This window comes from Kitasatospora sp. NPDC059973 (assembly GCF_042737525.1).
Classification (GTDB): Bacteria; Actinomycetota; Actinomycetes; order Streptomycetales; family Streptomycetaceae; genus Kitasatospora.
The window spans coordinates 1-26796 of the sequence record NZ_JBHWUI010000004.1; the positions used below are offsets into that span (position 1 = coordinate 1).

Here is a 26796-nt window from a genome sequence, read left to right on the forward strand (position 1 = left end):
CCCCGGGCCGGTGCGGCCGCCGCTCCGGCCGAGGGCGGGCCCGCCGTCCGGGCCGACCGGCCGCGCCGGACCAGGTCGGTCGACGCGGGCTCGGTGAGCCAGGCCGCCGAGACCGTCGCCGAGGGAACCACCGTTGAGGGAGCCGTCGCCGAGGGAGCCGCCGCCGAGGCGGCGCCACCGGTGCGGGCCGACCGGCCGCGCCGGACCAGGTCCGTCACGGACGGCTCGGCGAGCCAGGCCCCCGCCGGGGAGCCCGTCGTGGAGAGCGCCGAGCCGAAGCCCGGGCGGCCGGCGCCGGCCCGGACCCAGTCCGCGGACGCGCCCTGGCACGCCCCGGTGCCCGCGCACGGCTCCGAGGCCGAGGGCACTGCCGCGCCCGAGACCGCACCAGAGACCGAGGCCGCCGCCGCGCCCGAGGCGCCCGGCGAGCACGGGAAGCGCGCGGAGGACGGGACGAAGGAGACGCCGGCCGACCCGGCCGACCAGGACGGAGACAGCACGTGAACCTGCTCGACACGCTGCTGCGCTGCGTCGCCACCCTCGTCGTCTTCCTCACCTTCCCCCTGGTCATCGGCCAGACCGAGCACAAGGTGATGGCGCACATGCAGGGCCGGCTCGGTCCGATGTACGCCGGCGGCTTCCACGGCTGGGCGCAGCTCGTCGCCGACGGCGTGAAGTTCGCGCAGAAGGAGGACATCGTCCCGGCCGGGGCGGACCGCAGGATCTTCCAGCTGGCGCCCGCCGTCTCCCTGCTGCCCTACCTGTTCGTGCTGCTCGCCATCCCCGTCGGGCCGGACGGCTTCGTCGGCCAGGCGATCGACGCCGGCCTCTTCTTCGTGCTGGCCGTGATGGGCGTCGGCGTGATCGGCAAGCTGATGGCCGGCTGGGCCTCGGCGAACAAGTTCTCGCTGCTCGGCGGTCTGCGGACGGCCGCGCAGCTGATGTCCTACGAGCTGCCGATGGTGCTCGCGGCCGCCTCGGTGGCGATGGCGGCCGGCACGCTCTCGCTCCCGGGGATCCTGGACGCCTGGCAGTGGTACTGGATCCCGTGGCAGCTCATCGGCGCCTTCGTCTTCTTCACGGCCGGTCTGGCCGAGCTCCAGCGCCCGCCGTTCGACATGCCGGTGGCCGATTCGGAGATCATCTTCGGCGCGTACACCGAGTACACCGGGCTGCGCTTCGCGCTCTTCCTGCTCTCCGAGTACGTCGGGATCCTGGTGGTCTCCGGGCTGACCGCGGTGCTCTTCCTGGGGGGCTGGCACGGTCCGCTGCCGGACGAGCTCGGCTGGCTCTGGACGATCCTGAAGACCTTCGCGCTGGCCTTCGTGGTCATCTGGCTGCGGGTCACCTACCCGCGACTGCGGGAGGACCAGCTGATGCGCTTCGCGTGGCTCGTGCTGATCCCGCTGGCCCTCGTCCAGCTCGCCCTCACCGGTATCATCAAGGTGGCGATCTCATGACCGAGCGCAGCGAGCTCGTGGCCGACAGGCACGCGGGGGCCGACGCCCCGGCCCGGCGGAGCGGCGTGGGCGCATGAGCTTCCCCGGCTCCGGACTGGCCAAGGGCCTGGCCGTCACCCTGCGGACGATGACGAAGAAGACCGTCACCGCGCAGTACCCCGACGTGCAGCCCGCGCTGCCGCCGCGCTCGCGCGGCGTGATCGCGCTGCTGGAGGAGAACTGCACGGTCTGCATGCTGTGCGCCCGCGAGTGCCCGGACTGGTGCATCTACATCGACTCCCACAAGGAGACGCTGCCGGCCGCCGACCCGAACGCCCGCGCCCGGACCCGCAACGTGCTGGACCGCTTCGCCATCGACTTCTCGCTCTGCATGTACTGCGGGATCTGCATCGAGGTGTGCCCGTTCGACGCGCTGTTCTGGTCCCCGGAGTTCGAGTACGCGGAGACCGACATCCTGGAGCTGACCCACGAGCGGGACAAGCTCCGCGAGTGGATGTGGACGGTGCCGGCGCCGCCGGCGCTGGACCCGGCGGCCGAGGAGCCCAAGGAGATCGCCACCGCGCGCAAGGCCGCGGACAAGCTGGCCGCCGCCGCCTCGGCGGCGCCGGAGGAGGGTGACCCGCGATGAGTGCCGCCCTGCTGACCGCGGCCGGGTCGCTGGACCCGGCCGCCCGCTCGTTCCTCTCCCCGACCGGGGTCGAGATCGTCTTCCTGCTGGTCGGCGTCGCCGTGCTGGGCTCGGCCGTGATGGCCGTGACCACCAGGCAGCTGGTGCACGCCGCGCTCTGGCTGGTGGTCGCGCTCGGCGGCCTGGCGGTGGAGTTCCTGCTGCTCACCGCCGAGTTCATCGCCTGGGTGCAGGTGCTGATCTACCTCGGCTCGGTGGTCGTCCTGGTGCTGTTCGGGCTGATGCTCACCCGGGCGCCGATCGGGCGCTCGCCGGACGCCGACTCGGGCAACCGCTGGGTCGCCCTGGTGGTGGCGCTGGCCACGGCCGGGACGCTGGTGACGCTGCTCGTCGACGCCTTCCGGACGTCGTGGATCGACCTCGGCGGGGGCGGCGGTTCGGCGCAGGCGACGGGTACCAGCCTGTTCCGGACCTGGGTGCTGCCCTTCGAGGCGCTCTCGGTGCTGCTGCTGGCCGCGCTGGTCGGCGCGATCGTGCTGTCGCGCGGGGCCGGCCGGCGGGTGCCGCCGCCCCGGGCCGCCAAGCTGCGCGCGGGCCGGCCGGTGGGCTCCAACGGGACGGTCGCCGCCACCGCGCCGAAGGCCCCGGCCGAGCCCGCGGCTCCCGCTTCGACGACCTCGGCGGAGGAGAGCTGATGCATCTCGCCTACCCCGTCGTGCTCGCCGCGCTGCTGTTCAGCGTCGGCGTGTACGGCGTGCTCGCCCGGCGCAACGTCGTCCTGGTGCTGATGTCCGTGGAGCTGATGCTCAACGCCGTCAACCTCAACCTCGTCGCCTTCGACGCCTGGCTGCGGGACTCCCTGCACGCCGGCCAGGCGCTCACCCTGTTCACCATCACCATCGCCGCCGCCGAGATCGGCCTCGGGCTCGCCATCGTCCTGCTGCTCTTCCGGGCCCGGGGCACCGCGGACATCGACCGGGCCACCGCGCTCGGTGATCCCGCCGAGTCCGCCGAGGAGGCGCCGGCCGGCGCCGGGGCACTGAAGGGCCAGGCCGCCGCATGAACCTCGCCCTGCCCGTCCTCGTCCCCGTCCTGCCCGCGCTCGGATCGGCCGCCACCCTGGCCGTCGGCAGGCGCGCGCCCGGTCTGGCCCGGCCGCTGGCGATCGTGCCGGTCGCCGTCTCGGCCGTGCTCGCCCTGGTGGTCGCCCTCCAGCTGGGCACCGGCCAGGTGCTGGAGGCCGGCACCCGGCTCACCCCGACCGGCGGGCCGGACCTCACGCTCGGCCTCTACCTGGACGGCTACAGCTCGCTGATCTCCGTGCTGGTCGGCCTGGTCGCCACCTGCGTGCAGGTGTACTCGACCGCCTACCTCAAGGACGACCCGCGCTACCCGTCGTACGCGGCGCTGGTCTCGCTGTTCACGGCGGCGATGTTCCTGGTCGTCTACTCGGGCGACCTGATCGTGCTGCTGGTCGGCTGGGAGGTCATGGGCATCTGCTCGTACTTCCTGATCGGCCACCACTGGGAGACCGCGGACGCCCGGTCGGCCTCGCTGAAGGCCTTCCTGGTCACCAAGCTCGGCGACGTGCCGTTCCTGTTCGGCATCTTCCTGCTCGGCGCCGACGCCGGCAGCTTCCGGATCTCTGACGTCCTGGCGGCCGCCGCCGAGGGGCGGCTCGGCCACCCGACGCTGACCGCGCTGCTGCTGCTCGCCGGCGTGGCCGGCAAGAGCGCGCAGTTCCCGCTGCACACCTGGCTCCCGGACGCGATGGCCGGTCCGACGCCGGTCTCCGCGCTGATCCACGCCGCCACCATGGTCGCGGCCGGCATCTACCTGGTCGCCCGGCTGCTGCCGGTCTTCCTGCTCTCCGGCGCGGCGCTGGTGGTGCTCGCGGTGATGGCCGCCGTGACGATGATCGGCTCGGCGCTCTGCGCGCTCGCCCAGGACGACCTGAAGCGGGTGCTCGCCTACTCGACGGTCGGGCAGCTCGGCTACATGGCCGGCGCCCTGGCCGCCGGCGACCGCGAGGCCTCCGTCTTCCACCTGGTCAGCCACGGGGTGTTCAAGGCACTGCTGTTCCTCGCGGCCGGTGTGGTGATCCACGCCGCGCACACCAACTCGATCTCCGCGATGTCCCGGATGCCGGGGCTGCGCAAGCGGGTGCCGGACGCCTACTGGACGATGGGCATCGCGCTCGTCGCCCTGATCGGGCTGCCGCCGTTCTCCGGCTTCTTCAGCAAGGAGGCGGTGCTGACCGCCGCCGAGCACGCGGCCAACGGCGAGGCGCTGACCAACGGCCTCGGCCCGGTGTCCGCGGTACCGCAGGCGGCCGGCTGGATCGTGCTGATCTCGGCCGCGCTCACCGCCCTGCTGACCGCGGCGTACGCGGCGCGGCTGTTCCTGGTGGCCTTCCACAGCCCGGCCGCCGCCGGCGCCGCCGCCCCCGCCGCGCCCGCCTCGCCGGCGGACCACGAGGCCGACGCGCCCTACTCGCCCGAGGTGGACGAGGCCGACCCGGCCATCGCCGAGCCGCCCGCGATGCGCTGGCCGCTCTGGGTGCTGGCCGTCCCGACCATGGCCTTCGGCGTGACGAGCCTGCGCTCGGACTGGCTGCCCGCGCTGCTGGACGGCGGCTCGCTGCGGCCCTCGGCCGTCACCGCCGTGACCGGCACCGGCCTCGCCGTGGTCGGCGCGCTGCTGGCCTACGGGGCCTGGCGCTCCGCCACCGCCCGGCTCGGCGCCGGCCTGCCGCCCGCCGCACCGCTGGGCCGGGTGCCCGAGCAGGCCGGCGCCCCGGCCGCCGAGGTGATCGTCGCCGACCCCGGCCGCACCCTGCTCGGCCCGCTGTTCGGCCCGGCCCGGCACGGCTTCGGCGTCGACCGGCTCTACAGCGCGCTGTTCGTCCGGCCGGTGACCGCCGCCGCCCGGCTGGTCCGCTTCCTCGACCGCGAGGTCGTCGAGACGTACGTGCGCGGCAGCGGAACGGCGGCCGGCCTGCTCGGCCGGGCCGTCCGGCTCGCCCAGACCGGGAACGCGCAGACCTACCTCAGCGCGCTGCTCGCCGGCGTCGTCCTGCTGGCCGTCCTGGTGGCGGTGTAGCCGGATGGACCAGAACAGGCAGCCCCGCCGCCCAGCCCCGCCGACCGCAGCCCGTAGGAGCCCCCGATGAACGCAGTCCTCATCGCCCTCCTGGTGCTGCCGCTGGCCGGGGCCGCGCTGACCCTGGTACCGGCGTTCGGCGCCGACCCGGCCGCCGCCGACCGGCGCGCGCTGCGGCTGAACACCGTGGTCACCGGCGCCGTCCTGGTGCTCGGCATCGTCCTCGCGGCGGGCTTCGACCACGACGGGCCCGGCCGGATGCAGGCGACCACCGACGTGTCCTGGATCCCGGCCATCGGCGTGCGCCTCCACCTCGGCGTAGACGGCGTCTCGCTCCCGCTGATCGTGCTGACCGCGCTGCTCACCTTCCTCTGCGCGCTGTACTCGGAGAAGCGGCTGCCGACCGGGGAGGGCGTCCCCTCGGCCCGGGCCTTCACCGGGCTTTTCCTCCTGCTCGAAGTCGGCATGCTCGCCACCTTCGCGGTGCTGGACCTGCTGCTCTTCTTCCTGGCCTTCGAGATCGTGCTGATCCCGATGTACTTCCTGATCGCCCGCTGGGGGACCGGGGCGAAGGTGCCGGCCGCCAACCGGTTCATCCTGTACACGCTGCTCGGCTCGGCGGTGATGCTGCTCGGCTTCCTGCTGGTCGGCAGCAAGGCGGGCACCTTCGACATGCAGGCGCTGGCCGCCGCGCACGGCAGCGGCCTGAGCCACACCACCCAGGTGGTCGCCGCCCTGGCGATCATGGTCGGGCTGGTGGTCAAGGCCCCCGCCTGGCCGCTGCACAGCTGGCTCCCGGACGCGCACACGGCGGCCCCCACGGTCGGCTCGGTGCTGCTCGCCGGCGTGCTGCTGAAGATGGGGACGTACGGCCTGGTTCGGGTCCTCCTCCCGGTCGTCCCGGACGGTACCGCGACGCTCGCCCCCTACCTGGGCGCGTTCGCCGCCGTCGGCATCGTCTACGGCTCGCTGGCCTGCCTCGCGCTGGTCCGGCCCGGGGCCAAGGGCGACCTCAAGCGCCTGATCGCCTACTCCTCCGTCGGCCACATGGGCTTCGTGCTGCTGGGCATCGCCTCCCTCACCCCGGTGGGCGTCAACGGCGCGCTGTTCGCCAACATCGCCCACGGGCTGATCACCGGCCTGCTGTTCTTCGTGGTCGGGGCCCTGAAGGACCGCTACGGCACGGCGGACCTCGACACCCTGGCCGGCTCCACCGGGGCCGCCCTCTACGGACGGGCCCCGCGGATCGGCGCCCTGCTGGCCTTCGCCGCCGTCGCCAGCCTCGGCCTGCCGGGGCTGGCCGGCTTCTGGGGCGAGCTGCTCGCGATGTTCGGCGCGTTCGACCCGGCCGAGGGCCTCTCGCGCCCCGCGTTCGTCACCTACATGGTGCTGGCCGGCCTGGGCACCCTCCTCACCGCCGGGTACCTGCTGATGGTGGTCAAGCGCGTCTGCATGGGCGACCCGAAGCAGCCGGCCCCGGTGGCCGAGCTCGCCGACCTGCGCCCGTACGAGGCCGTCAGCTGGACCCCGCTGGCCGCCCTCACCCTGCTCGCCGGCCTCTGGCCCGCACTCCTGCTCGGTCTCTCCGACCCGGCCGTCAAGCACCTCCTCGGGGGTGGCTGACATGCTCGGACCCCAGCTCGCCGCACTCGGACCTCACTCCACGGGGCAGCCCACTGTGACCTCCCTCGCCGTAGCCGACCCGGGCAGCCTGATCCAGTCCGTGGACTGGGTGGCGATCGCGCCCCCGCTGATCGCCGCGCTGGCCGCCCTCGCGGTGCTGGTCACCGACCTCTTCCTGCCCGCGCGCCACCGCAAGCTGCTCGGCGCCCTGGCCGTGGGCGGCCTCGCCCTCGCGCTGCTCGCCCTGCTCCCGCTCACCGGCGGCTCGCCCCGGAGCACCTTCTGCGTGCGGGACGCCGGCTGCTCCTACGTCGCGGACCACTTCGCGCTGGTCTTCCAGCTGCTCGCGCTCGGCGGCGCGCTGATCGCCGCGCTGCTCTCGACGCACACCGTGGACGGCCCGGCATCGGACGACCGCTCCGCCGGGGGGCTGCCCGGCGGCGAGTACTGGTTCCTGCTGCTCTCCAGCGCCACCGGCGCCGCCCTGCTGCCCGCCTCCCGGGACCTCGCCACCCTGGTGGTCGCCCTGGAGGTGGCCTCGCTGCCGGCCTTCGCCCTGGTCGCGCTGCGCCGGGACGGCCGGGGCGCGGAGGCCGCGCTGAAGTTCTTCCTCTCCTCCGTCACCGCGACCGCGGTGACGCTGCTCGGCATCGGCTTCGTCTACGCCGCGAGCGGCAGCCTGCACCTGGGCGCCGTCGCCGAGGGCCTGGCCCACGCGCCCGCCCAGCTCAAGCCGCTGGCCGAGGCCGGCGCGGTGCTCACCCTGGTCGGCTTCGCCTTCAAGGTCGCCGCCGTCCCGTTCCATTTCTGGGTGCCCGACACCTACGTCGGCGCCCCGCTGCCGGTGGCCGGCTACCTCTCGGTGGTCGGAAAGGCGGCCGGCCTCTCCGGCCTGGCGCTGGTCACCACGATCGCCTTCCGGCCGTACGCGCACACCTGGGGCCTGGTGCTCGCGGTGCTGGCCGCCGTCACCATGACGGTCGGCAACGTGGGCGCGCTGCGCCAGCGGTTCGACACCCGGTACAGCGCGGTGCGGCTGCTCGCCTGGTCCTCGGTGGGCCAGGCCGGGTACCTGCTGGTGCCGCTCGCCGCCGCCGGCTACGCACGGACCGGGGCGGACAGCCTGGGCGCCACCGCCGCGTACGCGCTGATCTACGGCGTGGTGAACCTGGGCGCCTTCGCGGTGGTCGCCGCCGTCGGCCGCCGGGCCGGGACGAGCGTGGACGAGTTCCGCGGCCTGTTCGCCCGGCGCCGCTGGACGGCCCTGGCGCTGGCCTTCTTCCTGCTCTGCCTGGCCGGGCTCCCGCCCGGGGTGATCGGCCTGTTCGGCAAGGTGGTGGTGTTCCGCGCCGCCGTCGACGCCGGGCTGGGCTGGCTGGCCGTGGTGATGGCCGTCAATGTGGTCATCGCGCTGTACTACTACCTGCTGTGGACGGCGCGGCTCTTCGCCCCGGCGCCGTCGCAGGACGCGGTCACCGCCGTCGCCGAGCGCCGGCTGCCGGCCTCGCTGACGGCCACCCTGGGGCTCACCGCCTCGGTGGCCGTGGTGCTCTCGGTGGCCCCGCAGCTGGTCCTCCAGGTGGTCGGCGGCACGCTGTTCTGAGGCCGCCGGCCGGGGCGGGCGCCTGGGCGGTCCGGGTGTAGCGGTGGTCACAAGGGAACAAGGCCGCCGGGCTCGCCCGTTGAGCGGGCAGAGGGACGAGGCAGCGAGGGCTTCCCCACCGCACCATTGGAGGGCCTGCCGTGCACCGCCGGCACAACGGACTGAGGACCGCCGCACTGCTCGGCGGCCTCTCGGCGCTGATCCTGGTGATCGGCAGCTTCTTCGGCCGCACCGGCTTCGTGATCGCCCTGCTGGTCGCGCTCGGGACCAACGCCTACGCGTACTGGAACAGCGACAAGCTCGCCCTGCGCGCCATGCGGGCCCGCCCGGTGAGCGAGATCGAGGCGCCGCGGCTGTACCGGATCGTCCGTGAGCTCTCCACCTCGGCCCGCCAGCCGATGCCGCGGCTGTACATCTCCCCGACCCCGGCCCCGAACGCCTTCGCCACCGGCCGCAACCCGCGCAACGCGGCGGTCTGCTGCACCGACGGCATCCTCCAGCTGCTGGACGAGCGGGAGCTGCGCGGGGTGCTCGGCCACGAGCTGAGCCACGTCTACAACCGGGACATCCTGATCTCCTCGGTCGCCGGCGCGCTCGCCTCGGTGGTGATGTTCCTGGTGAACTTCGCCTGGCTGGTGCCGTTCGGCCGCAGCGACGACGACGACGGCCCCGGGCTCTTCGGGATGCTCGCGATCATGATCCTGGGGCCGCTCGCCGCCTCGCTGATCCAGCTGGCCGTCAGCCGCTCCCGGGAGTACCAGGCCGACGCCGACGGCGCCCGGATCACCGGCGACCCGCTCGCCCTGGCGAGCGCCCTGCGCAAGCTGGACGTCGGCACCCGGCAGCTGCCGCTGCCGCCGGAGCCGCAGCTCCAGACGGCCAGCCACATGATGATCGCCAGCCCGTTCCGCCCGGGCGAGGCCGGGACGAAGCTCTTCTCGACCCACCCGCCGATGGCGGAGCGGATCGCCCGACTGGAGCGGATGGCGGGCTACCGGGGCTGACGAGGGCCCGCCTGCCCCGCGCCCCCGCCCGCCCGCTCGGCGGCCGGCCGCGTTCAGCCGGTGAGACCCTCGTAGGCCCGGCGCAGCCGGTGGACGCCCTCGGCGATCCGGGCCGGGCTGTCGACGGCGGCATAGCTCAGCCGCAGGTGGGGCGCCGGCGGCTCGGCGGCGTAGTAGGGGCTTCCGGGGGCGACCAGCACCCCGGCGTGCAGCGCGGCGGTGGCCAGCGCGGCCTCGTCGGTGCCCTCCGGCAGCCGCAGCCAGAGGTGGTAGCCCCCGGGCCGGTGCGGGCCGAGCAGACCGGGGAGTTCGCGGCGCAGCGCGGCCACCGTGAGCGTCCGGCGGTCGCGCAGCTCGGCGCCGAGGGTGCGCAGGTGGCGCGCCCAGCCCGGGTCGGCGACCAGTTCCAGTGCCGCCTCCTGGAGCGGCCGGGGCACGAAGAAGCTGTCCACCACCTGGGTCGCCCGCAGCCGCCGCAGGGCCGGGCCGCGGGCGGTCAGCGCGCCGACCCGCAGATTGGGCGAGGTGGCCTTGGTCAGCGAGCGCAGGTGGACCACCACGCCGTCCGGGTCGTCGGCGGCGAGCGGGCGCGGCAGCGCGGGGGAGTCGGCGTGGACCAGCCGGCGGGCGAAGTCGTCCTCGACGACGAACGCGCCGGCCGTCCGGGCGATCCGCAGCACCTCGGCGCGCCGCTCGGGGGAGAGCACCGCGCCGGTCGGGTTCTGGAACAGCGGCTGGCAGACGAAGACCCGGGCCCGGGTGGCGTCGAAGGCCGCCGCCAGCAGGTCGGTGCGCACGCCGTCCTCGTCCACCGGGACGGGGACCGGCCGCACGCCCGCCGCGCGGGCGACCGCGAGCGTCCCGGGGTAGGTCGGCGACTCCACCAGCACGGGTGCGCCCGGGGCGGCCAGCGAGCGGATCGCGACGGTCAGCGCGCTCTGCCCGCCCGCCGTGACCAGGACGTCGCCCGCGCCCAGCGGCCCGCCGTTGCCGCCGATGTCCCGGGCGAACCAGGAGCGCAGTTCGGTCAGCCCGTCGACCGGCGGGCGCTCCCAGGCGCCGGGCCGCCGGCCGGCCCGGGCCAGGGCGGCGGCCAGCAGCCGCTCCGGCTGGAGCGAGGCGTGCGGGTAGCCGCCGTTCAGGTCGACCACGTCGGGCGGCGGGACGTTCAGGGTGGCGAACAGCGCGCCCGCGCCCCGGTCGCGCGGGCCCGCGTCGGCGCTCAGCGCGAGCTCCTGCCAGGAGAGGTCGCCGGGCCGGGCGGTCGGCGCGGCGAGCGGCGAACCGCCGCCGGTGGTGCCGCCGCCCGCGAAGGCGGCGGCCCGGAAGACCCCGGCGCCCGGCCGGGAGACCACCAGGCCCTCGGCCGCCAGCACGGCGATCGCCCGGGAGACCGTCACCGGGCTGACCTGGTGGCGCTCCATCAGGGCCCGGCTCGACGGCAGCTTGCGTCCCTCCGGGTAGCGCTCGACCTCCCGGCGCAGGCTGTCGGCCAGATCGGTCACGCTGCTACGCTCGTTCATGACGGCACAAGATAGCGCTACCCGCCCGATCGCGATAGCACCGCAGGCACCGATCGGCTCCGGCAGCTCCGGCAGTTCCGGTACGGCCCTGGCGGCCCTCGGCGTCCTCTCCTTCTCCTTCAGCTTCCCCGCGACCGCCTGGGCCCTGTCCGGTTTCGGTCCGTGGACGGCGACCGGCCTGCGCGGCGCCGTGGCCGGGCTGCTCGCCGCGCTCTGCCTGGCGGCCGCCCGCGTCCCCCTCCCCGCCCGCCGGCACTGGCCCGGGCTGCTGGTGGTCTCGGCCGGCTGCGTGCTGGGCTTCCCGCTGCTCACCACGCTGGCGCTGCGGGCCTCCTCGACCGCCCACTCGGCTGTGGTCATCGGTGTGCTGCCGCTCGCCACCGCCGCGTTCTCGGCGCTGCGCACCGGCCGGCGCCCGTCCCGGGCCTTCTGGTGCGCGGCGCTGGCCGGTGCGGCGGCCGTGCTCGCCTTCACCCTGCTGCAGAGCCACGGGCGGCCGACCACCGCCGACCTCTACCTGTTCGCCGCGCTGGTGGTCTGCGCGGCCGGGTACGCGGAGGGCGGGCGGATCTCGCGGGAGCTGCCAGGGTGGCAGGTGATCGCCTGGGCGGTGGTCGCGGCGCTGCCGGTCACCGTGGTGACCACGGCGCTGGCGCTGCCGGGCGAGCCGGCGCACCCGGGGGTGAAGGCGCTGGCCGGGCTGGCGTACACGGCGGCAGTGTCGCAGCTCGGCGGGTTCGTGCTCTGGTACCGGGGGATGGCGGCGATCGGGGTGCCGAGGGCCAGTCAGCTCCAGCTCGCCCAGCCGCTGCTGACGCTGGTCTGGGCGGTGCTGCTGCTGGGCGAGGAGCTGCCGGTGGCGGCGCCGGTCACCGCGGTGGTGGTGCTGGTCTGCATCGCGGTCACCCAGCGCGCCCGCAGCTGAGACGGCCCGCGCCCGTACCGGCGGTGCGGTACGGGCGCGGGGCGGGTCGGTGCGGCCGGTCAGTACACGTCGTCCTCCGGCCGGTAGACGCAGAGCGCCCAGATGATGAAGACGTCCAGGGCGATCACCACGATCGACCAGAGCGGGTAGTACGGCAGGGCCAGGAAGTTGTCCAGGGCGCTCAGCGCGGTGAGGAACACACCGGCCCAGCGGGCCCAGGCGGCGCCCTTGAGGACGAAGGCACCGACCACCGCGACCAGGGCGCCGATGACGATGTGCACCCACCCCCACCCGGTGAGGTCGAAGCGGAAGACGTAGCGCGGGGTCGAGACGAAGATGTCGTCGTCGGCGACCGCCATGATGCCCCGCACCGCCTCCATGAAGCCGTTGATGAGCATCAGCACACCCGCGAACATCACCAGGCCGGGGGCCCAGTCACGGAACCGGTCGGCCGATGGCGGCGGGGGCGGCGCCCCGGTGCCGGAGCGCCAGGGCGGGGGCTGGTCGGGGGTGGGCGACGAGGTGCTCATGGACTCCTCCTGGGCCGCGGGCCGGCGTCGTCGGCGGTACCCGGCCGGAGCCGGACCGACGGCCAACAGGCGCACGGAAAGGGGTACGGACCTCGACCGTCCGCCGCGGCCGGGCGCCGGGCAACCGGACCGCGCCTGTTCGGGTGACCGGCCCCGCGCGCCCCCGGCGGGGCCGGGCGGCGGCTGGTAGTCGTTGTCCGACTGCTGTCCGGGCCCGGGCCGGCGGGCTCGACCGGGGCCCGGCCCCGAGTACGGAAGGTGCGCCGCGTGACTCTCCTGCCGAAGGACGCCGTGGAGCGGGCTCCGCGCCCGTCGCGCACGCCGCGACTGGACCGCCGGCGGGCGGCCGCGCGCCGACGGCGCGGCCGGGCCCTGGTGGGCTGGCTCACCACCACCGACCACAAGCGGATCGGCACCCTCTACATCACCACCGCGTTCCTGTTCTTCCTGGTCGGCGGGCTGATGGCGATGCTGATGCGGATCGAGCTGGCCCGGCCGGGGCTGCAACTGCTCTCCAACGAGGAGTTCAACCAGCTCTTCACCATGCACGGCACGATCATGCTGCTGATGTTCGCGACCCCGCTGTTCGCCGGCTTCGCCAACTGGATCATGCCGTTGCAGATCGGCGCGCCCGACGTGGCCTTCCCCCGGCTGAACGCGCTCGCCTACTGGCTCTACCTGTTCGGCTCGCTGATCGCCCTCTACGGCTTCGTCACCCCGGACGGCGCGGCCGACTTCGGCTGGTTCGCCTACGCGCCGCTGAACAGCGCCGAGCACAGCCCGGGCCTCGGCGCGGACCTGTGGATCATGGGCCTGGCCTTCTCCGGCTTCGGGACCATCCTCGGCTCGGTCAACTTCATCACCACGATCGTCTGCCTCCGGGCCCCCGGGATGACGATGTTCCGGATGCCGATCTTCGTCTGGAACATCCTGCTCACCGCCGTCCTGGTGCTCTTCGCCTTCCCGGTGCTGGCGGCCGCGCTGCTCTGCCTGGAGTCGGACCGCAAGTTCGGCTCGCACGTCTTCGACGCGGCGAACGGCGGGGCGCTGCTCTGGCAGCACCTGTTCTGGTTCTTCGGGCACCCGGAGGTGTACATCATCGCGCTGCCGTTCTTCGGCATCGTCACCGAGATCATCCCGGTCTTCAGCCGCAAGCCGGTCTTCGGCTACTCCGGGCTGATCGCCGCCACCATCGCCATCACCGGCCTGTCGATCACGGTCTGGGCGCACCACATGTTCGTCACCGGCCAGGTGCTGCTGCCGTTCTTCTCGATCATGACGATGCTGATCGCGGTGCCGACCGGGGTGAAGTTCTTCAACTGGATCGGCACCATGTGGAAGGGCTCGCTGAGCTTCGAGGCCCCGATGCTCTGGACGGTCGGCTTCCTGGTCACCTTCCTGTTCGGCGGGCTGACCGGGGTCCTGCTCGCGGCGCCGCCGATCGACTTCCACGTCTCGGACTCGTACTTCGTCGTCGCCCACTTCCACTACGTGGTCTTCGGCACCGTGGTCTTCGCGATGTTCGCCGGCTTCCACTTCTGGTGGCCCAAGTTCACCGGACGGATGCTGGACGAGCGGCTCGGGCGGATCCACTTCTGGACGCTCTTCGTCGGCTTCCACGCCACCTTCCTGGTGCAGCACTGGCTGGGCGCCGAGGGCATGCCCCGCCGCTACGCCGACTACCTGGCCTCGGACGGCTTCACCACGCTGAACACCGTCTCCAGCATCGGCTCCTTCCTGCTCGGCATCTCCACCCTGCCGTTCCTCTACAACGTCTGGCACACCGCGCGGTACGGCCGCAGGGTCACCGAGGACGACCCGTGGGGGTACGGGCGGTCGCTGGAGTGGGCCACCTCCTGCCCGCCGCCGCGGCACAACTTCGTCACCCTGCCCCGGATCCGCTCGGAGTCCCCGGCCTTCGACCTGCACCACCCCGGGATCGCCGAGCTGGACCGGCGGCAGAACGCCCGTGAGCCGCTGGTCTGAGCGGGCCGGTGGGCGGCCGGGGGCCGGCGGCCGCTCGTTAGGATGAGAGCGCGTCCCGCCGGCTGCGGGGCGCGGCATCCGGAGGGAGTGGCCGTCATGGCAGAGGAGAGGCACGCCCCGGCGGCCGGGGATCCACGGGCCCGCCGGCGAGGCCAGGGCGAGCTGGAGGCCCAGGTGCTGGCGGTGCTCCAGCGGGCGCCCGGCCCGGCCACCGCGGTCTGGGTTCAGGAGCGCCTGGACGGCGGCCTGGCGTACACCACCGTGATGACCATCCTGTCCCGGCTGCACGCCAAGAAGGCCGTCTCGCGGACCCGTTCGGGCCGCTCCTACCTCTGGCAGGCGTCCTCCGACGCGGCCGGGCTGGCCGCACTGCGGATGCGCCGGATGCTGGACGGCGAGCCGGACCGGGACGCCGTCCTGGCCAGCTTCGTCACGGCCCTGCTGCCGCACGACGAGGAGCTGCTGCGGACGCTGCTGGACAGCGCCGGTGCCGATCCGGCAGTGGCCGACCACGAGAGCTGACCCGTGGGCGTCTTCGTCTTCCTCCCGCTCATCCTGCCGCTGACCGCCGTCCCGATCGCCCGGCTCACCGAACAGCACCTGCATCCGCGCGGGGCGTCCCGGCTGCTGACCGTGATCAGTGCGGTGATGGCGCTGTGCAGCGCCGTCTGCCTCGGCCTGACCGGGGTGGTGGGCACCGCCCAGATCCCGGGCAACCCGCTGCCGGACAGCTGGTCCGACCCGGAGGTGCGGGCGGCGCTGCCGTACCACGAGACGGTCGGCACGGCGGCGATCTGCGTCCTGGCCGTGGTGGCCGCGGCCTGTCTGCGCACGGTGGTGCGACACCTGAGGATCCGGGCCCGGGCCCGCCGGGCGCTCGGCCGCGACCTCGGCGGCACGACCGGGTACGGACTCGCCGGGACCGCCGGGTACGGACTCGGCGGCACGCCCGGCGGGCTCCCGGACGACCTCGCGGTGCTGCCGGACGACCGGCCCTACGCCTACGCGCTGCCCGGCTCCCCGGGGCGGGTGGTGGTCTCCACCGGGATGCTGGCCGGGTTGGCGGCCGACGAGCGCGAGGCGCTGCTCGCGCACGAGCGGGCGCACCTGGAGCACCGGCACCACCGCTATCTGCTGATCACCCAACTCGCGGGCTGCGTCAACCCGTTCCTGCGGCCCCTGCAGCAGGCGGTGGCGTACAGCGCGGAGCGGTGGGCGGACGAGGAGTCGGCCCAGGCGGTCGGCGACCGGCGGATCACGGCCCGGGCGGTGGCTCGGGCGGCGCTGGTCTCGCACCGGGCGCCCGCTCCCGGCTTCGCCGCCTTCGCCGCGCCGGGGGCCGTGCCCGGCCCGGTGCCGCGCCGGGTGGCCGCGCTGCTCGGCCCGGTGCCGTCCTCGCGGAACTGGCCGCCGGCCCACACCCGGGCGGGCCTCGCGGCCATGGTGGCGGCGATCGGCACGGCCGCGTCGGCGCTCTGCGCGGTCAACGCGGCGGTGGCGCTGCTGCTGGTGCTGAAGGCCGTCACCCCGCTGTAGGGGCCCGGCGCTGTAGGGGCCCGGCACCGGCGGACCGCGCGTGGCGGGCCGGTTCGGCGGTCGGTTCGGTCGTCGGTTCTGCGGTCGGTCCGGCGGGCGGGGCGGCGGGCGGCGGCGTAGACACGGCGGACAGCGGGCATGGCACGTCATAGGGGTCGGCCGTCCGTCGTGAGAGGGTGCCCACCATGAAGGTGATCGAGTTCGTCCTGAACGCCATCTGGTTGATCTTCTGCGGGATCTGGATGGCGCTCGGCTACGTCATCGCCGGCATCATCTGCTGCGTCCTCATCGTCACGATCCCGTTCGGCATCGCCTCGTTCCGGATCGCCGGTTTCGTGATCTGGCCGTTCGGCCGGACGACGGTGGAGAGGCCGGAGGCCGGGGCGGCGTCCTGCGTGGGCAATGTGATCTGGCTGGTGTTCGCGGGCTGGTGGCTGGCGCTGGCGCACATCGCGACGAGCATCCCGCTGTTCGTGTCGATCATCGGGATCCCGTTCGGCTGGGCCAACCTCAAGATGATCCCGATCTCGCTGATGCCGCTGGGGCGCGAGGTGGTACCCACCGACGAGCGGTTCGGCGCGCGCTGAACCGCCCCTGCGGGCCGGTTGCCGGCCCTCCGGCGGTCCCGGCCCCGGTCACTCCACGGCCTCGCGCAGCCGTCGGAACTCCCGCGCCAGCGCGTCCAGGGTGTAGTGCGCGTTGAGTCCGCTCGGGTTGGGCAGCACCCAGACCTCGGTCTCCCCGAGGCCCTCCGGCTGCCGGCCGACCGCCGCCGTCCGCCGGCCGAAGGCCGTCCGGTACGCGCCGATGCCGAGCACGGCCAGCGCCCGCGGGCGCAGCGCCAGGACGCGGGCGGCGAGCGCGGCGCCGCCCTCGCGCAGTTCGTCGGCGGTGAGCTCGTCCGCCTTGGCGGTGGCGCGGGGGGCGACGTTGGTGATGCCGAGGCCGAGGTCGAGCAGCTCGCGCTGCTCGTCCGGGCGGAACTGGCGCGGGGTGAAGCCGGAGCGGTGCAGCGCGGGCCAGAACCGGTTGCCCGGCCGGGCGAAGTGGTGACCGGTGGCGCCCGACCAGAGGCCGGGGTTGATCCCGCAGAACAGCACCCGGAGCCCGGGGCCGGCGATGTCCGCGATGGTGCTGTCGCGAGCGGCGAGCAGCTGGTCCTGCGTGGGCTTCCTGGGCGTCTCGGTCACCCGCCCAGTCTGCCGGTGGCGGCCGCCGGCCGGGTACGGGGGTGGTGCGGTCCGCACCCGGCCGGGCGGCGCGGCTACCCCGGTACGGCCACCGCCAGCAGCCGGGCCCGGCGCCGTGCGCGCAGCCACCGCACGCCGTAGACCACCGCCGCCGCGTACGCCCAGCCGGCGAGGATGTCGACGATGAAGTGCTCCGCCCCGTAGACCAGGGTGAACGCCATCGCGAGCGGGTACGCGACCAGCAGCACGCGGACCCACCGCGCGGCCGTCGGCCAGAAGAAGAACAGCAGCATCGCCGGGTACGCGGAGTGCAGCGAGGGCATCGCGGCGACGTCGTTGGCGAACCGGCTGCCGTTCTCGAAGACCGACCCGGCCCGGGGCAGCCCGCTCTGCGTCAGCACGTCCGACACCACCCGGGTGAGCGCCGGCATGTGGCCCTCCTGCGCGGTGAGCCACGGCGGGTCGGCCGGGAACAGGATGTACGTCGCGAAACCGGCGAAGGTCAGCGCGAGGTAGCAGGTGAGCAGGTGCCGGAACCGGTCGTGGCGGCGCCGCCAGAGCACGGCCAGCACCACGAAGATCATGAAGAAGTGCGACATGTAGACCAGGACCGCCGCGTAGTCGTACCAGTGCGGCGAACCGGCGGTGTAGAGCCCGTGCTGCAGCCGGACCGTCCAGGTCTCACCGAAGCCGAGCAGCTCGTCCGCCCGCAGCTGCGGCCGCCAGTGCGGGGCCCACGGGGTGTGCGCGCCGTACCCGCGCAGCAGCGAGTACGCCCAGACGACGGCCATCACCGGCACCCAGTCGCGCAGCACCAGCAGGAAGCCGCGCGTCCCGTGGCCGCTGTGCACGGCGGCGGCCAGCAGCGCGCCGATCAGCCAGCAGAAGACCACGTCGTTGGAGTACGGCAGGCCGTACGCGCGGACGTACCAGAGCAGGGCGACGAGGTAGAGCGGCCACGCCAGGAGCCGCAGCCGCGTCAGTGCGCTGGCGCGCGCACCGGGCAGCGGCCGGGTCACCGGACGCAGCCGCCCGGCGCTCGCGGGTGGGGGCGGCGCCGGGCGGAGCAGTTTGGTCATGCCAGCCGAAGCTAGCAAGGCATTCTTTGAGAACTCTTCACGCGAACGGCCTGTCGTCCAGCAAAGACTCAGAAAGACGCCGGACAGCGGAACGGCCTGGCTCGCGCCGCACGGCCCCGTGCGGCGCCGTGCGGGCGGACTCCGCCGCAGGTCGCGGGGCCGGTCGGCAGTGGTCAGGAGACGGTGGTCAGGAGACGGTGGTCAGGAGACGGTGCCCAGCTCGTGGGGCGTGTTGTTGAACCGCCGGCCGCCCTGGTCGGTCACCGTCACGATGTCCTCGATCCGCACCCCGAAGCGGCCGGGCAGGTAGACACCGGGCTCGATCGAGAAGCACATCCCCGGGACGAGCGGCTGCTCCTCGCCCTCGACCAGGTAGGGCGGCTCGTGCGTGGTGATGCCGATGCCGTGCCCGGTGCGGTGGATGAAGTACTCGCCGTACCCGGCCTCGGTGATCACCCGGCGGGCGATCCGGTCGATCTCCTGGCAGGTCACGCCGGGCCGGACCGCCTCGAACGCGGTCTGCTGCGCCTGCCGGACGACGTCGTGCACCGTCCGCACCTCGGCCGGGACGTCCGTGCCGACGTGCACCGTCCGGGTGGTGTCGGAGCCGTAGCCGTCCTTGAGGCCGCCGAAGTCCAGGACGACGGTGTCCCCGGCCTCGATGACCCGGTCACCCGCCTCGTGGTGCGGGTTGGCGCCGTTGGGGCCGGAGCCGACCACGGTGAAGTCGACCTGGCTGTGCCCGTACTGGATGAGCAGGGCGCTGAGGTCGGCGGCCACGTCGGTCTCCCGCCGGCCGGCGAACCGCACCTCCAGGATGCCGCGGTAGGCGGCGTCCGCGGCGCCGCCGGCCGCGGCCAGCCGCTCCAGCTCGTCGGTGTCCTTGACCGCCCGGAGCATCGGCAGCGCCTCGGTGAGCGAGGTCCAGCCGGCGCCCGGCAGGGCGGCCTGGAGGCCGAGCAGGTGCATCGCCCAGGCGTTGTCCGAGACGCCGTAGCGGCCGGCGGGGTCGAGCAGCGGGACGGCGGTGTCGTAGGGGCTCTCGCCGTCCGTCCAGTCGAGCAGCCGCAGGCCGGGGGTGCCGGTGGCCCGTTCGGCATCGGGCCGCTCCAACGTGGGAACGATCAGGGCGGGTTCGCGGCCGTCGGTGAGGAGCAGCGCGGTCAGCCGTTCGGTGATCGCGGTCGGCTGGTAGCCGCAGAGGTAGACCAGGTCGGGGCCGGGGGCGACGACCAGGCCGCTGAGTCCGGCGGCGGCCGCGTCGGCGGTGGCCCGGGCCATCCGGGCGGTGTAGTCCTCGGTGGTGAACGGTCGTGGCATGAGGGTTCCTCTCTGCGTCTGTCCCGTACCGGAAGTGCTGCGTCTGCCCCGTACCGGAATTCGGCTTCTGTCCCGTGGGGTCTTCCCCGCTGTCCTTCCCGCTGTCCTTCCCGCTGTCTTCCCCGCTGTCTTCCCCGCCGTCCTTCCCGTTCTGTAACCGGTCCCGGACCGGTGGCCGTCCGGGTCGGGCCGGCCGCCGGGCGCGGGCTGTCGCGGGTACCGAACTCCCTCACGTCCGGGCGGACTCGGCGTAGTGCCGGAGGAACAACGCCTCGACGTGGGCCATGTGTTCGATCTCGCCGGGATCCACGCTCTCGTTGGGCGCGTGGATCAGGCAGCGCGGCTCCTCGACGCCCATCAGGATGATCTCCGCGTCCGGGTAGGTGCGGGCGAACACGTTGCAGAGCGGGATCGAGCCGCCCTGGCCGAGGAAGGAGATCGGCTTGCCGTAGACCTCCCGCATGGCCCGGTCGAGCGCCTGGTACGCCGGCCCGCCGGTGGAGGCCTGGAACGGCGAACCGACGCTCTCCGGCTCGACCGTGACCTGCGCACCCCATGGCACGGCGGCCTTCAGGTGCGCGGTCAGCGCGTCCTGGGCGGCCCGCGCGTCGGTGCCGGGCGGCACCCGCAGGCTGACCCGGGCGCGGGCGGTGGCCGGGACGGCGGCCGCCGAGCCGACCACCGGGGGGCAGTCGATGCCGAGCACGGTGACGGCGGGCCTGGCCCAGAGCCGGTCGGCGACGGTGCCGGAACCGGTCAGCCGGACGCCCTCCCGGACCCCGGCGTCGGTGCGGAACTGCTGCTCGTCGTAGCCGACGCCGCGCCAGGTGCCGGTGGAGTCCAGGCCGTCGATCCGGGTGCCGCCTTCGGCGTCGCGCAGCGAGTCGAGGGCGCGGATCAGCGCGGCCAGGGCGTCCGGGGCGGGTCCGCCGAACATGCCGGAGTGCACGTCGCCGGCGAGGGTCGAGACGCCGACCACCACGTTGGTGACCCCGCGCAGCGAGGTGGTGGCGGTCGGCACGCCGACCGCCGCGTTCCCGGTGTCGCAGACCAGCAGGGCGTCGGCGTGCAACTCGCCCGCGTGCGGCGGCACGTACGCCTCCAGCCCGCCGGTGCCCTGCTCCTCGGAGCCCTCGGCGACGAACTTGATGCCGACCGGGAGGTCGTCGCCGAGGGCCCGCAGGGCGGTGAGGTGCATGACGATGTTGCCCTTGCAGTCGGCGGTGCCGCGTCCGTACCAGCGGCCGTCGCGCTCGGTGAGCTCGAACGGCGGGGAGGTCCAGGCGGCGTCGTCGAGCGGCGGCTGGACGTCGTAGTGGCAGTAGAGCAGGACGGTCGGGCCGCCGGGCGGCGGCGGGCGGTGGCCGATCACGGCGTGGCTGCCGTCCGGCGTCTCCTCCAGGTGGACGTCGCGCAGCCCGGCCCGGGTGAAGGCGGCGGCGACCCACTCGGCGGCCTCGCGGCACTTCTCCGGCGGGTACTGGCGGGGGTCGGCGACGGAGGGGATGGCGACCAGCTCGGCCAGGTCGTCCTTGGCCCGGGGCATCAGGGCGGCGATCCGGCGGGCGAGTTCGTCGGTCATGGGTACGGCTCCTGGGCGATCGGTCGGTTCGGTGGGCTCATCGTCAACTGCGCACGGTGTCACGGAGCTTGAGGTCGTCGATCTTCTGCCGGATGTCGGCGAGCTTGTCCGGGCAGTACACCGAGAGCACGATCGACTCCGCGAACACCACCTCGCGGTCGGAGAGCACCGGCCGCTGCCCGGGACCGCCCGCGCCGTTGGACATCCCGTACTTCCACTGCGCCTGGTTCAGCGCGTCGGCCGGGTTCTCGCAGACCGCGCCGCCGTCCTCGCCCAGGGTGTGCACGATCTGGCTCTGGCTGGGGACCGGGTAGCCGGCCGCCGTCAGCGCGGACGAGAGCTGCTTGGCCTTGTCGTTGGCCTCGTTGGTGCTGTGCAGCTGGGAGTACGTCAGCAGGCCGGTGATCAGCATGCCGACCAGCAGGACGATCGCGCCCAGGTAGATCCAGCGGTGGCGGGAGGCCATCATGGTGCCGGTCATGCCGCACCTCCGGTGGTGCCGCGCCGCTCCTCGGCCTCCTGCTCGGCCAGTTCGGCCTGGGCGTCGGCGTTGCGCCAGGAGGGCTTGCGCAGCCTCAGGAACAGGTAGGGGATCACCAGGCCGAGCAGCACCAGGCCGCCGCCGACGATCGCGACATACGACCAGACACTGCCGCTGCCGAACTGCGAGGACGGGACGAACCCGATCGCCATCGCGGCCGCCGAGGCGATCAGGCCGGTCACGCAGACCGGGACCAGCGCCGGGGCGCGGTAGCCGCGGGGGTGGTCCGGTTGGGTGCGGCGCAGCCGGATCGCGGCGGCGAACATCAGCAGGTAGACGATCAGGTAGACCTGCGTGGTGATCACCGAGAAGATCCAGTAGGCGCTGGAGACGTTCGGGATCAGGGCGTAGGCGAGGGCGATGACCGTGGTGACCACACCCTGGGTGACCAGCAGGTTCTGCTGGATCCCCTCCTTGTTCAGCCGCTGCAGGAACGGCGGCAGGTAGCCCTCCTGGCGGGAGATCATCAGCAGGCCCTTGGACGGTCCGGCGAGCCAGGTGAGCATGCCGCCGAGGGAGGCGGCGATCAGCGCCACCGCGATCACCGGGGTGAGCCAGCCGATGTGGAAGTACTGGAAGAAGGAGTCGAAGGCCTGCATCACGCCGGCCGTCAGGCTCAGCTGGCTGGACGGCACGACCCAGCTGATCGCCAGCGCGGGCAGGATGAAGATCAGCAGGACCATCCCGGAGGCGGTGAACATCGACCGCGGGAACTCCCGGGCCGGATCGCGGAGCGAGGAGACGTGCACCGCGTTCATCTCCATGCCGGAGTAGCTGAGGAAGTTGTTGACGATCAGCACCAGGCTGGCCAGGCCGGTCCACTGCGGGAAGAGGTGCGCGGCGTTCATCGGGGCGGCCGAGGTGTTGCCCTGGCCGAGGAAGACGAGGCCGAGCACCACGAGCAGCGTGCCGGGGATCAGGGTGCCGATCACCAGGCCCCAGGAGGAGAGGCCGGCCACGGCCTTCGTCCCGCGCGAGGAGACCCAGACGCCGGTCCAGTACAGCACCATGATCACGACGGCGGTGTAGGGCCCGTTGCTGGCCAGCGCCGGGTTGACCACGTACGCGATCGTCGAGGCCACGTACGCGAGCAGCGACGGGTAGTAGAAGATCGTCATCGCGAACTGGCACCAGACGGCGAGGAAGCCCAGCGGCTTCGACAGGCCCTCCGACACCCACCGGTAGACGCCGCCCTCCCAGCCGGAGGCCAGCTCGGCGGAGACCAGCGCGGTCGGCAGCAGGAAGACGATCGCGGGGACGAGGTAGAGGAAGACGCAGGCCAGGCCGTAGACCGCCATGGTCGGCGCGGCCCGGAGGCTGGCCACGGAGCTGGTCGTCATCAGCGCCAGCGTCAGCCAGGACATCCGTGGTGCGCCGGCCATCCGGGTGGCGACCGCGCCGCCGCTCCTGCGGGCGGCGCTCGGGCCGGGGCTGCCCCGGCCGGGCGAGGGTGCCTCCATCGAACTCATGCGTCCTCCTCGGGTGCGGCCCGGGGTACGTCCACCGGGGGTCCGCTCCGGCGGTGGGGTTCGCCCCGGGAGAGCCCCGGGGGCGGGCCGTACCCGGCCAGTTCACCCGGTTGCCGGGGGTGTCGCATGCGGCGTGCGCCCGCTCGGGTGAGCGACTGTCAGGGACGCGCGGCGGAGGTTTGGCCCGCGGGGGCCCCGGTGCCCGGTCGGCCGTCCCGGTGCCTCCGGCGGTCAGGACCGCCTGGTCCGTCCGCGTGGGCCGTCCGCACGCCGCACCGCGGTCTCCGGCGGTCCGATGCGCCCGGGGCCCTGCCCGAAGCCCTGCCCGAAGCCCTGTCCGGGGCCCTGCCCCGGGCGGCCGAACCCGGAGCCGTGCCGTCCGGGCCCTACCCGTCCGGGTACGGAATGGTAAATGCCGGGCGGAGTGTCAGTGCCTTGGTTCAGGATGACTGAATGTCGTACGAACTTCAGGCGCTGATCGGTTCGGCGGAGCTGCTCGCGGTGGCCGCCGCGGAGGTCCCGGCCGCCCGTCTCAGTCCGCTGGCCCAGGGGTTGGCCCTGATACCGGCCACCCCCGCCTTCCTGTCCGCGCTCCAGTTCGGCCGCGGTGAGCCCGGGTTCGGCGGTGAGTCCGGTTTCGACTGGTTCCCGGACGGCCTCGAACGCCGGCTCGCCGCGTGGTCCAAGGCCGGTCCAATCGCCTGCGTGGAGGCCGACTACTTCGGTGGCAGCGGCACCCAGCGCGCCGCCGTCTGGGCCGACGGCCGACTCGACCTGGGCCCGCTCGTCAGCGGCGAGTTCGAACCCAGCCCGCCCGAGGGCACCCCGATCTCCCGCGCCCTGCGGCGCATCGGCGCCCGCGTCGTGGACGCCCAGCACCACGACGAGTTCGAGGCGGTCGGCCTGACCGCCCACCGCCGCACCGACGGCTGGGCCGCTCCCGACGGGGCGTGAACCGTTCGGCGTACCCGCGGTGGCTGGGTCAACTGGCTTGCCCCAACGTGTGAATCAGGCATTTCGCCTGATTCGCATCGAGAGGAAGCATCACCCATGCGTGCCACTTGGATGGCCGCCGCGCTGACCGCAGCCATCGCGCTGACCCCGGTCGCCACGGCGTCCGCCACCGCCGCCGGCAACGAAGCCGCGGCCTTCACCCCCGCCAGCTCGCCCCCCGCGATCCTCGCGGACGTCCCGCTGCCGGTCGGCGTGCCGCCGGTCGCGGCCCCGCCGGTCTCCGCCCCGGCTCCGGCGCTCCCCGCCGCACCCGACCTCGCCGCGGCGCCGGCCGCCGTGCCCGACCCGGCCGCCGCGCTCGGGGCGCTGGGCGGCCTCGGCGACGTCCTCAAGCTGGTCAGCGGCCTGCTCTCGGCCGCCACCCCGCCGACCGGCAGCCCCGACCTCGGCGTCCTCCAGCAGCTGCTCGCCACGCTCGACACGGCGACGAAGGGCCTGCTCGCCCAGCTGCCCGCGGCCCCGGTGGCGGCCCCCGTGCCCGTCCCGGCCCCGCTGGACCAGCAGCCGGCGGCGGAGCCCCCGCGCACCACCACCCCCGCGCTCCCGCCGCTGGCCCTGGAGGACCGGCTCGCCTCGCTCGGGACCAAGGCCAAGGCCCTGGTCGACGCCGCCACGGCCGCCAAGCCGGACCCGGCCGCCGTCCAGCAGGCCGTCACGGCTCTGGCCCCCGACACCGTCGCGACCACCACCGGCACGGTCACCCGCCTCACCGGCCCCTGACCCACCGCCCGCCACGACGGCCCCCGGACACCACACGGTGTCCGGGGGCCGTCGCCACTCCCCGTCCCGACGGGACCTAGCGGTAGTTCACGTACTGGAGCGCGAAGTCGAGGTCCTTGCCCTTGAGCAGGGCCTGGACGGTCTGCAGGTCGTCGCGGCTCTTCGAGGTCACGCGGAGCTCGTCGCCCTGGACCTGGGCCTTGACGCCCTTCGGGCCCTCGTCACGGATGATCTTCGCGACCTTCTTGGCATCGTCCTGGGAGATGCCCTCCTTCACGTCCGCGAAGATCTTGTACTCCTTGCCGGACAGCTGCGGCTCCTTGGCGTCCAGCGCCTTCAGCGACAGGCCACGCTTGATGAACTTGCTCTGCAGCACGTCCAGAATGGCCTTCACCCGCTCCTCGCCGCTGGCCTTCATCTCGATCGTTTCGCCGGAGCGGCTGATCTCGGCGCCGACGTTCTTGAAGTCGAAGCGGGTGGCGATCTCACGCGAGGTCTGGTTGATCGCGTTGTCGACCTCCTGCCACTCGACCTTCGAGACGATGTCGAAACTGGAGTCGGCCATGGGTGTTGGTCTCCTTGATGCTCTGGCTTCACTGACACGGCCCGCCCCACCGGACGCCCGCAGCCCCAGCCTATCCAGCACCACCCCGCCCCCGCCCCCGACAGCCACGCCACATCCGTTGATCATCACGTGACCAACCAGGTGGCGAACCACCCCCCGGCATCAGGTATCGTTTACGGAGTCGAACGGGGCAAGCCCCGCGAGACACCAAATCCTGGCTGGTTGCCCGAGCGGCCAAAGGGAGCAGACTGTAAATCTGCCGCGTAAGCTACGCAGGTTCGAACCCTGCACCAGCCACTGGATTACCAGACCGGCCCTGAACAGCGGAAACGTTGTTCAGGGCCGGTTTTGTCGTACCCGGGGGCGGGTCTCGGGCGCGGGCGTTCCGGTTCGGCGGTGCCGGGGGGTCAGAAGAGCGTGGGGGCCGGAGGGTCGGGGGTGACGCCGGGGAGGGCGTCCTGCCAGGCGGTGGCCCGGGAGAGCGGGAGGGGTCGCATGCTCGCCTCGCAGAGGAGGAGGGAGCGGCGGTCCCTCTTGTGGTCGTGGATGACGCCGTAGCCGGCCCGGCGGGTGGGCATCAGGGCGACCGGTCGGCCGCAGGCGGGGCACTGGACTCGTGGTGCGCGCATGGGTGAAGCCTGCCCGAGGGGGCCGACATCGGCGGGCGGCCGGTGCGGCTCAGGGGGCGGCCAGGAGGAGGGCGGCCGCCGCGGGGGTGTCGGGGGCGGTGTGGGTGGGGGCGGGGTGGGCCGGGGGGAGCGGCGGAGGCGGGGTGGGGGTGATCCAGATGGAGCGGATGCCGCAGGCGTGGGCGCCCAGCAGGTCGGTGGCGGGGTTGTTGCCGACCATCCAGGTGTCCGGGGTGAGGGTGCGGCCGAGGCGGGCGGCGGCCAGGTGGAAGATCTCGGGGTCGGGCTTGCGGGCGCCGGCCTCCTGGGAGACGCAGACGGCGTCGACGGCGGGGAGCAGGCCGGTCCGGGCGAGTTTGGCGCGCTGGACGTCGGTGTAGCCGTTGGTGACGACGCCGATGGTCCAGCCGGCTTCGCGCAGGGCGGTGAGGGCGGCGGGGACGCCCGGGATCGGGTGGGTGCGGGCGGCCTCGTGGGCGACGTGTTCCTCCCAGAGGGCCTCGCCGGACTGCCGGAGGCCGTAGCGGGCGGCGATCCCGGCGAAGCCGGCCGGGGAGCGGTCGGCGCGCACCAGCGTGACGATGGTGGGTGCGGTGTCCACGGGGAGGCCGTGGGCGGTGCAGAACGCGGTGGCCCAGGCGTCGGTGCCGCCGTCGCGTTCGACCAGGGTGTGGTCGAGGTCGATGAGGAGGAGCGGGCTCGCCTGCGGAGAGTGGTGATCCATGCGCGGAGCGTAGCCCGTCGGAGGGATCCGCATTATTGCGCAT

Annotated in this window: 26 protein-coding genes, 1 tRNA gene and 1 pseudogene; 17 read left to right on the top strand and 11 right to left on the bottom strand. The window is 73.9% G+C overall.

Annotation, left to right across the window (positions count from 1 at the left end):
* The 9 genes and pseudogenes from ACFWA9_RS01680 to htpX all read left to right on the top strand — a co-directional run.
* A pseudogene (locus ACFWA9_RS01680) lies at positions 1–504 on the top strand (NADH-quinone oxidoreductase subunit C); the annotation flags it as partial.
* 2 nt (positions 505–506) lie between these two features.
* Entirely contained in the window at positions 507–1460 is a 954-nt protein-coding gene (nuoH, locus tag ACFWA9_RS01685; protein WP_359803663.1) for an NADH-quinone oxidoreductase subunit NuoH, read from the top strand.
* A 73-nt stretch (positions 1461–1533) separates the two neighbouring features.
* A complete protein-coding gene (locus tag ACFWA9_RS01690; RefSeq protein ID WP_329488219.1) occupies positions 1534–2088 on the top strand; it encodes an NADH-quinone oxidoreductase subunit I in 555 nt (184 codons plus the stop codon).
* On the top strand, positions 2085–2783 hold the full coding sequence (locus ACFWA9_RS01695; RefSeq protein WP_329488218.1) for an NADH-quinone oxidoreductase subunit J: 699 nt from the start codon (positions 2085–2087) through the stop codon (positions 2781–2783). Before ACFWA9_RS01690 ends, ACFWA9_RS01695 begins: the two co-directional genes overlap by 4 nt.
* Positions 2783–3151, top strand: coding sequence for an NADH-quinone oxidoreductase subunit NuoK (nuoK, locus tag ACFWA9_RS01700; protein WP_352286278.1), 369 nt, complete (start codon positions 2783–2785; stop codon positions 3149–3151). The genes ACFWA9_RS01695 and nuoK overlap by 1 nt, the downstream gene beginning before the upstream one ends.
* Positions 3148–5190, top strand: coding sequence for an NADH-quinone oxidoreductase subunit L (locus ACFWA9_RS01705; protein ID WP_380382332.1), 2043 nt, complete (start codon positions 3148–3150; stop codon positions 5188–5190). The genes nuoK and ACFWA9_RS01705 overlap by 4 nt, the downstream gene beginning before the upstream one ends.
* 66 nt (positions 5191–5256) lie before the next feature.
* Complete coding sequence (locus ACFWA9_RS01710; RefSeq protein ID WP_329488215.1) at positions 5257–6813, top strand: NADH-quinone oxidoreductase subunit M; 1557 nt, start codon at positions 5257–5259, stop codon at positions 6811–6813.
* Between the two features lies 1 nt (position 6814).
* Positions 6815–8416 (top strand): NADH-quinone oxidoreductase subunit N, encoded by a 1602-nt coding sequence (locus tag ACFWA9_RS01715; protein ID WP_380382334.1) that lies wholly within the window; start codon positions 6815–6817, stop codon positions 8414–8416.
* 140 nt (positions 8417–8556) lie between these two features.
* Positions 8557–9420 carry a zinc metalloprotease HtpX gene (gene htpX / locus ACFWA9_RS01720; protein ID WP_329488213.1) on the top strand — a complete coding sequence of 288 codons (864 nt, stop codon included), beginning with the start codon at positions 8557–8559 and terminating at the stop codon, positions 9418–9420.
* 53 nt (positions 9421–9473) lie between these two features.
* Here the strand turns inward: htpX and ACFWA9_RS01725 are convergent, their stop codons facing one another.
* Positions 9474–10943 (bottom strand): PLP-dependent aminotransferase family protein, encoded by a 1470-nt coding sequence (locus ACFWA9_RS01725; protein ID WP_380382336.1) that lies wholly within the window; start codon positions 10941–10943, stop codon positions 9474–9476.
* On the opposite strand from ACFWA9_RS01725, the gene ACFWA9_RS01730 reads away from it, so the two are divergent.
* The gene (locus tag ACFWA9_RS01730; protein WP_380382337.1) at positions 10942–11868 is read left to right on the top strand and encodes a DMT family transporter; all 927 of its coding nucleotides are present in this window, start codon (positions 10942–10944) and stop codon (positions 11866–11868) included. The two genes, ACFWA9_RS01725 and ACFWA9_RS01730, sit on opposite strands and share 2 nt — an antisense overlap.
* 59 nt (positions 11869–11927) lie before the next feature.
* On the opposite strand, the gene ACFWA9_RS01735 is transcribed toward ACFWA9_RS01730, so the two are convergent.
* Positions 11928–12398 carry a hypothetical protein gene (locus ACFWA9_RS01735; RefSeq protein ID WP_352286288.1) on the bottom strand — a complete coding sequence of 157 codons (471 nt, stop codon included), beginning with the start codon at positions 12396–12398 and terminating at the stop codon, positions 11928–11930.
* A 327-nt stretch (positions 12399–12725) separates the two neighbouring features.
* Between ACFWA9_RS01735 and ctaD the strand changes: the two genes are divergently transcribed.
* From ctaD to ACFWA9_RS01755, 4 genes are all read left to right on the top strand, one after another.
* Positions 12726–14384 (top strand): cytochrome c oxidase subunit I, encoded by a 1659-nt coding sequence (ctaD, locus tag ACFWA9_RS01740; RefSeq protein ID WP_329492142.1) that lies wholly within the window; start codon positions 12726–12728, stop codon positions 14382–14384.
* A 96-nt stretch (positions 14385–14480) separates the two neighbouring features.
* Complete coding sequence (locus ACFWA9_RS01745) at positions 14481–14906, top strand: BlaI/MecI/CopY family transcriptional regulator (protein WP_329488209.1); 426 nt, start codon at positions 14481–14483, stop codon at positions 14904–14906.
* 3 nt (positions 14907–14909) lie between these two features.
* A complete protein-coding gene (locus ACFWA9_RS01750) occupies positions 14910–15920 on the top strand; it encodes a M56 family metallopeptidase (RefSeq protein ID WP_352286290.1) in 1011 nt (336 codons plus the stop codon).
* Positions 15921–16105: 185 nt separating this feature from the next.
* Positions 16106–16507, top strand: a complete 402-nt coding sequence (locus ACFWA9_RS01755) for a YccF domain-containing protein (RefSeq protein ID WP_329488206.1) — start codon at positions 16106–16108, stop codon at positions 16505–16507.
* A 48-nt stretch (positions 16508–16555) separates the two neighbouring features.
* On the opposite strand, the gene mug is transcribed toward ACFWA9_RS01755, so the two are convergent.
* The 6 genes from mug to ACFWA9_RS01785 form a co-directional block, all read right to left on the bottom strand.
* Positions 16556–17110, bottom strand: a complete 555-nt coding sequence (gene mug / locus ACFWA9_RS01760; RefSeq protein ID WP_329488205.1) for a G/U mismatch-specific DNA glycosylase — start codon at positions 17108–17110, stop codon at positions 16556–16558.
* 74 nt (positions 17111–17184) lie between these two features.
* Positions 17185–18189: a phosphatase PAP2 family protein gene (locus ACFWA9_RS01765; RefSeq protein WP_380382341.1), complete on the bottom strand. Its 1005-nt coding sequence runs from the start codon at positions 18187–18189 to the stop codon at positions 17185–17187.
* 201 nt (positions 18190–18390) lie between these two features.
* Positions 18391–19509, bottom strand: coding sequence for an aminopeptidase P family protein (locus tag ACFWA9_RS01770; RefSeq protein WP_380382342.1), 1119 nt, complete (start codon positions 19507–19509; stop codon positions 18391–18393).
* A 229-nt stretch (positions 19510–19738) separates the two neighbouring features.
* Positions 19739–21091: a dipeptidase gene (locus ACFWA9_RS01775; protein ID WP_380382344.1), complete on the bottom strand. Its 1353-nt coding sequence runs from the start codon at positions 21089–21091 to the stop codon at positions 19739–19741.
* A 43-nt stretch (positions 21092–21134) separates the two neighbouring features.
* Positions 21135–21572, bottom strand: coding sequence for a hypothetical protein (locus ACFWA9_RS01780; RefSeq protein ID WP_352286297.1), 438 nt, complete (start codon positions 21570–21572; stop codon positions 21135–21137).
* On the bottom strand, positions 21569–23101 hold the full coding sequence (locus ACFWA9_RS01785) for an APC family permease (RefSeq protein WP_380382346.1): 1533 nt from the start codon (positions 23099–23101) through the stop codon (positions 21569–21571). The genes ACFWA9_RS01780 and ACFWA9_RS01785 overlap by 4 nt, the downstream gene beginning before the upstream one ends.
* 453 nt (positions 23102–23554) lie before the next feature.
* Between ACFWA9_RS01785 and ACFWA9_RS01790 the strand changes: the two genes are divergently transcribed.
* Positions 23555–24055 (top strand): hypothetical protein, encoded by a 501-nt coding sequence (locus ACFWA9_RS01790; RefSeq protein ID WP_352286299.1) that lies wholly within the window; start codon positions 23555–23557, stop codon positions 24053–24055.
* A gap of 96 nt (positions 24056–24151) precedes the next feature.
* On the top strand, positions 24152–24835 hold the full coding sequence (locus ACFWA9_RS01795) for a hypothetical protein (RefSeq protein WP_352286301.1): 684 nt from the start codon (positions 24152–24154) through the stop codon (positions 24833–24835).
* 76 nt (positions 24836–24911) lie between these two features.
* On the opposite strand, the gene ACFWA9_RS01800 is transcribed toward ACFWA9_RS01795, so the two are convergent.
* Positions 24912–25400, bottom strand: coding sequence for a YajQ family cyclic di-GMP-binding protein (locus ACFWA9_RS01800; RefSeq protein WP_329488198.1), 489 nt, complete (start codon positions 25398–25400; stop codon positions 24912–24914).
* Positions 25401–25616: 216 nt separating this feature from the next.
* Here ACFWA9_RS01800 and ACFWA9_RS01805 point away from each other — a divergent pair.
* Positions 25617–25697: transfer RNA gene (locus tag ACFWA9_RS01805), tRNA-Tyr, on the top strand.
* Positions 25698–25807: 110 nt separating this feature from the next.
* Here ACFWA9_RS01805 and ACFWA9_RS01810 read toward each other — a convergent pair.
* Positions 25808–26029, bottom strand: a complete 222-nt coding sequence (locus tag ACFWA9_RS01810) for a hypothetical protein (protein WP_329488197.1) — start codon at positions 26027–26029, stop codon at positions 25808–25810.
* A 49-nt stretch (positions 26030–26078) separates the two neighbouring features.
* Complete coding sequence (locus ACFWA9_RS01815) at positions 26079–26753, bottom strand: HAD family hydrolase (RefSeq protein ID WP_380382349.1); 675 nt, start codon at positions 26751–26753, stop codon at positions 26079–26081.
* Positions 26754–26796: the final 43 nt, after the last annotated feature.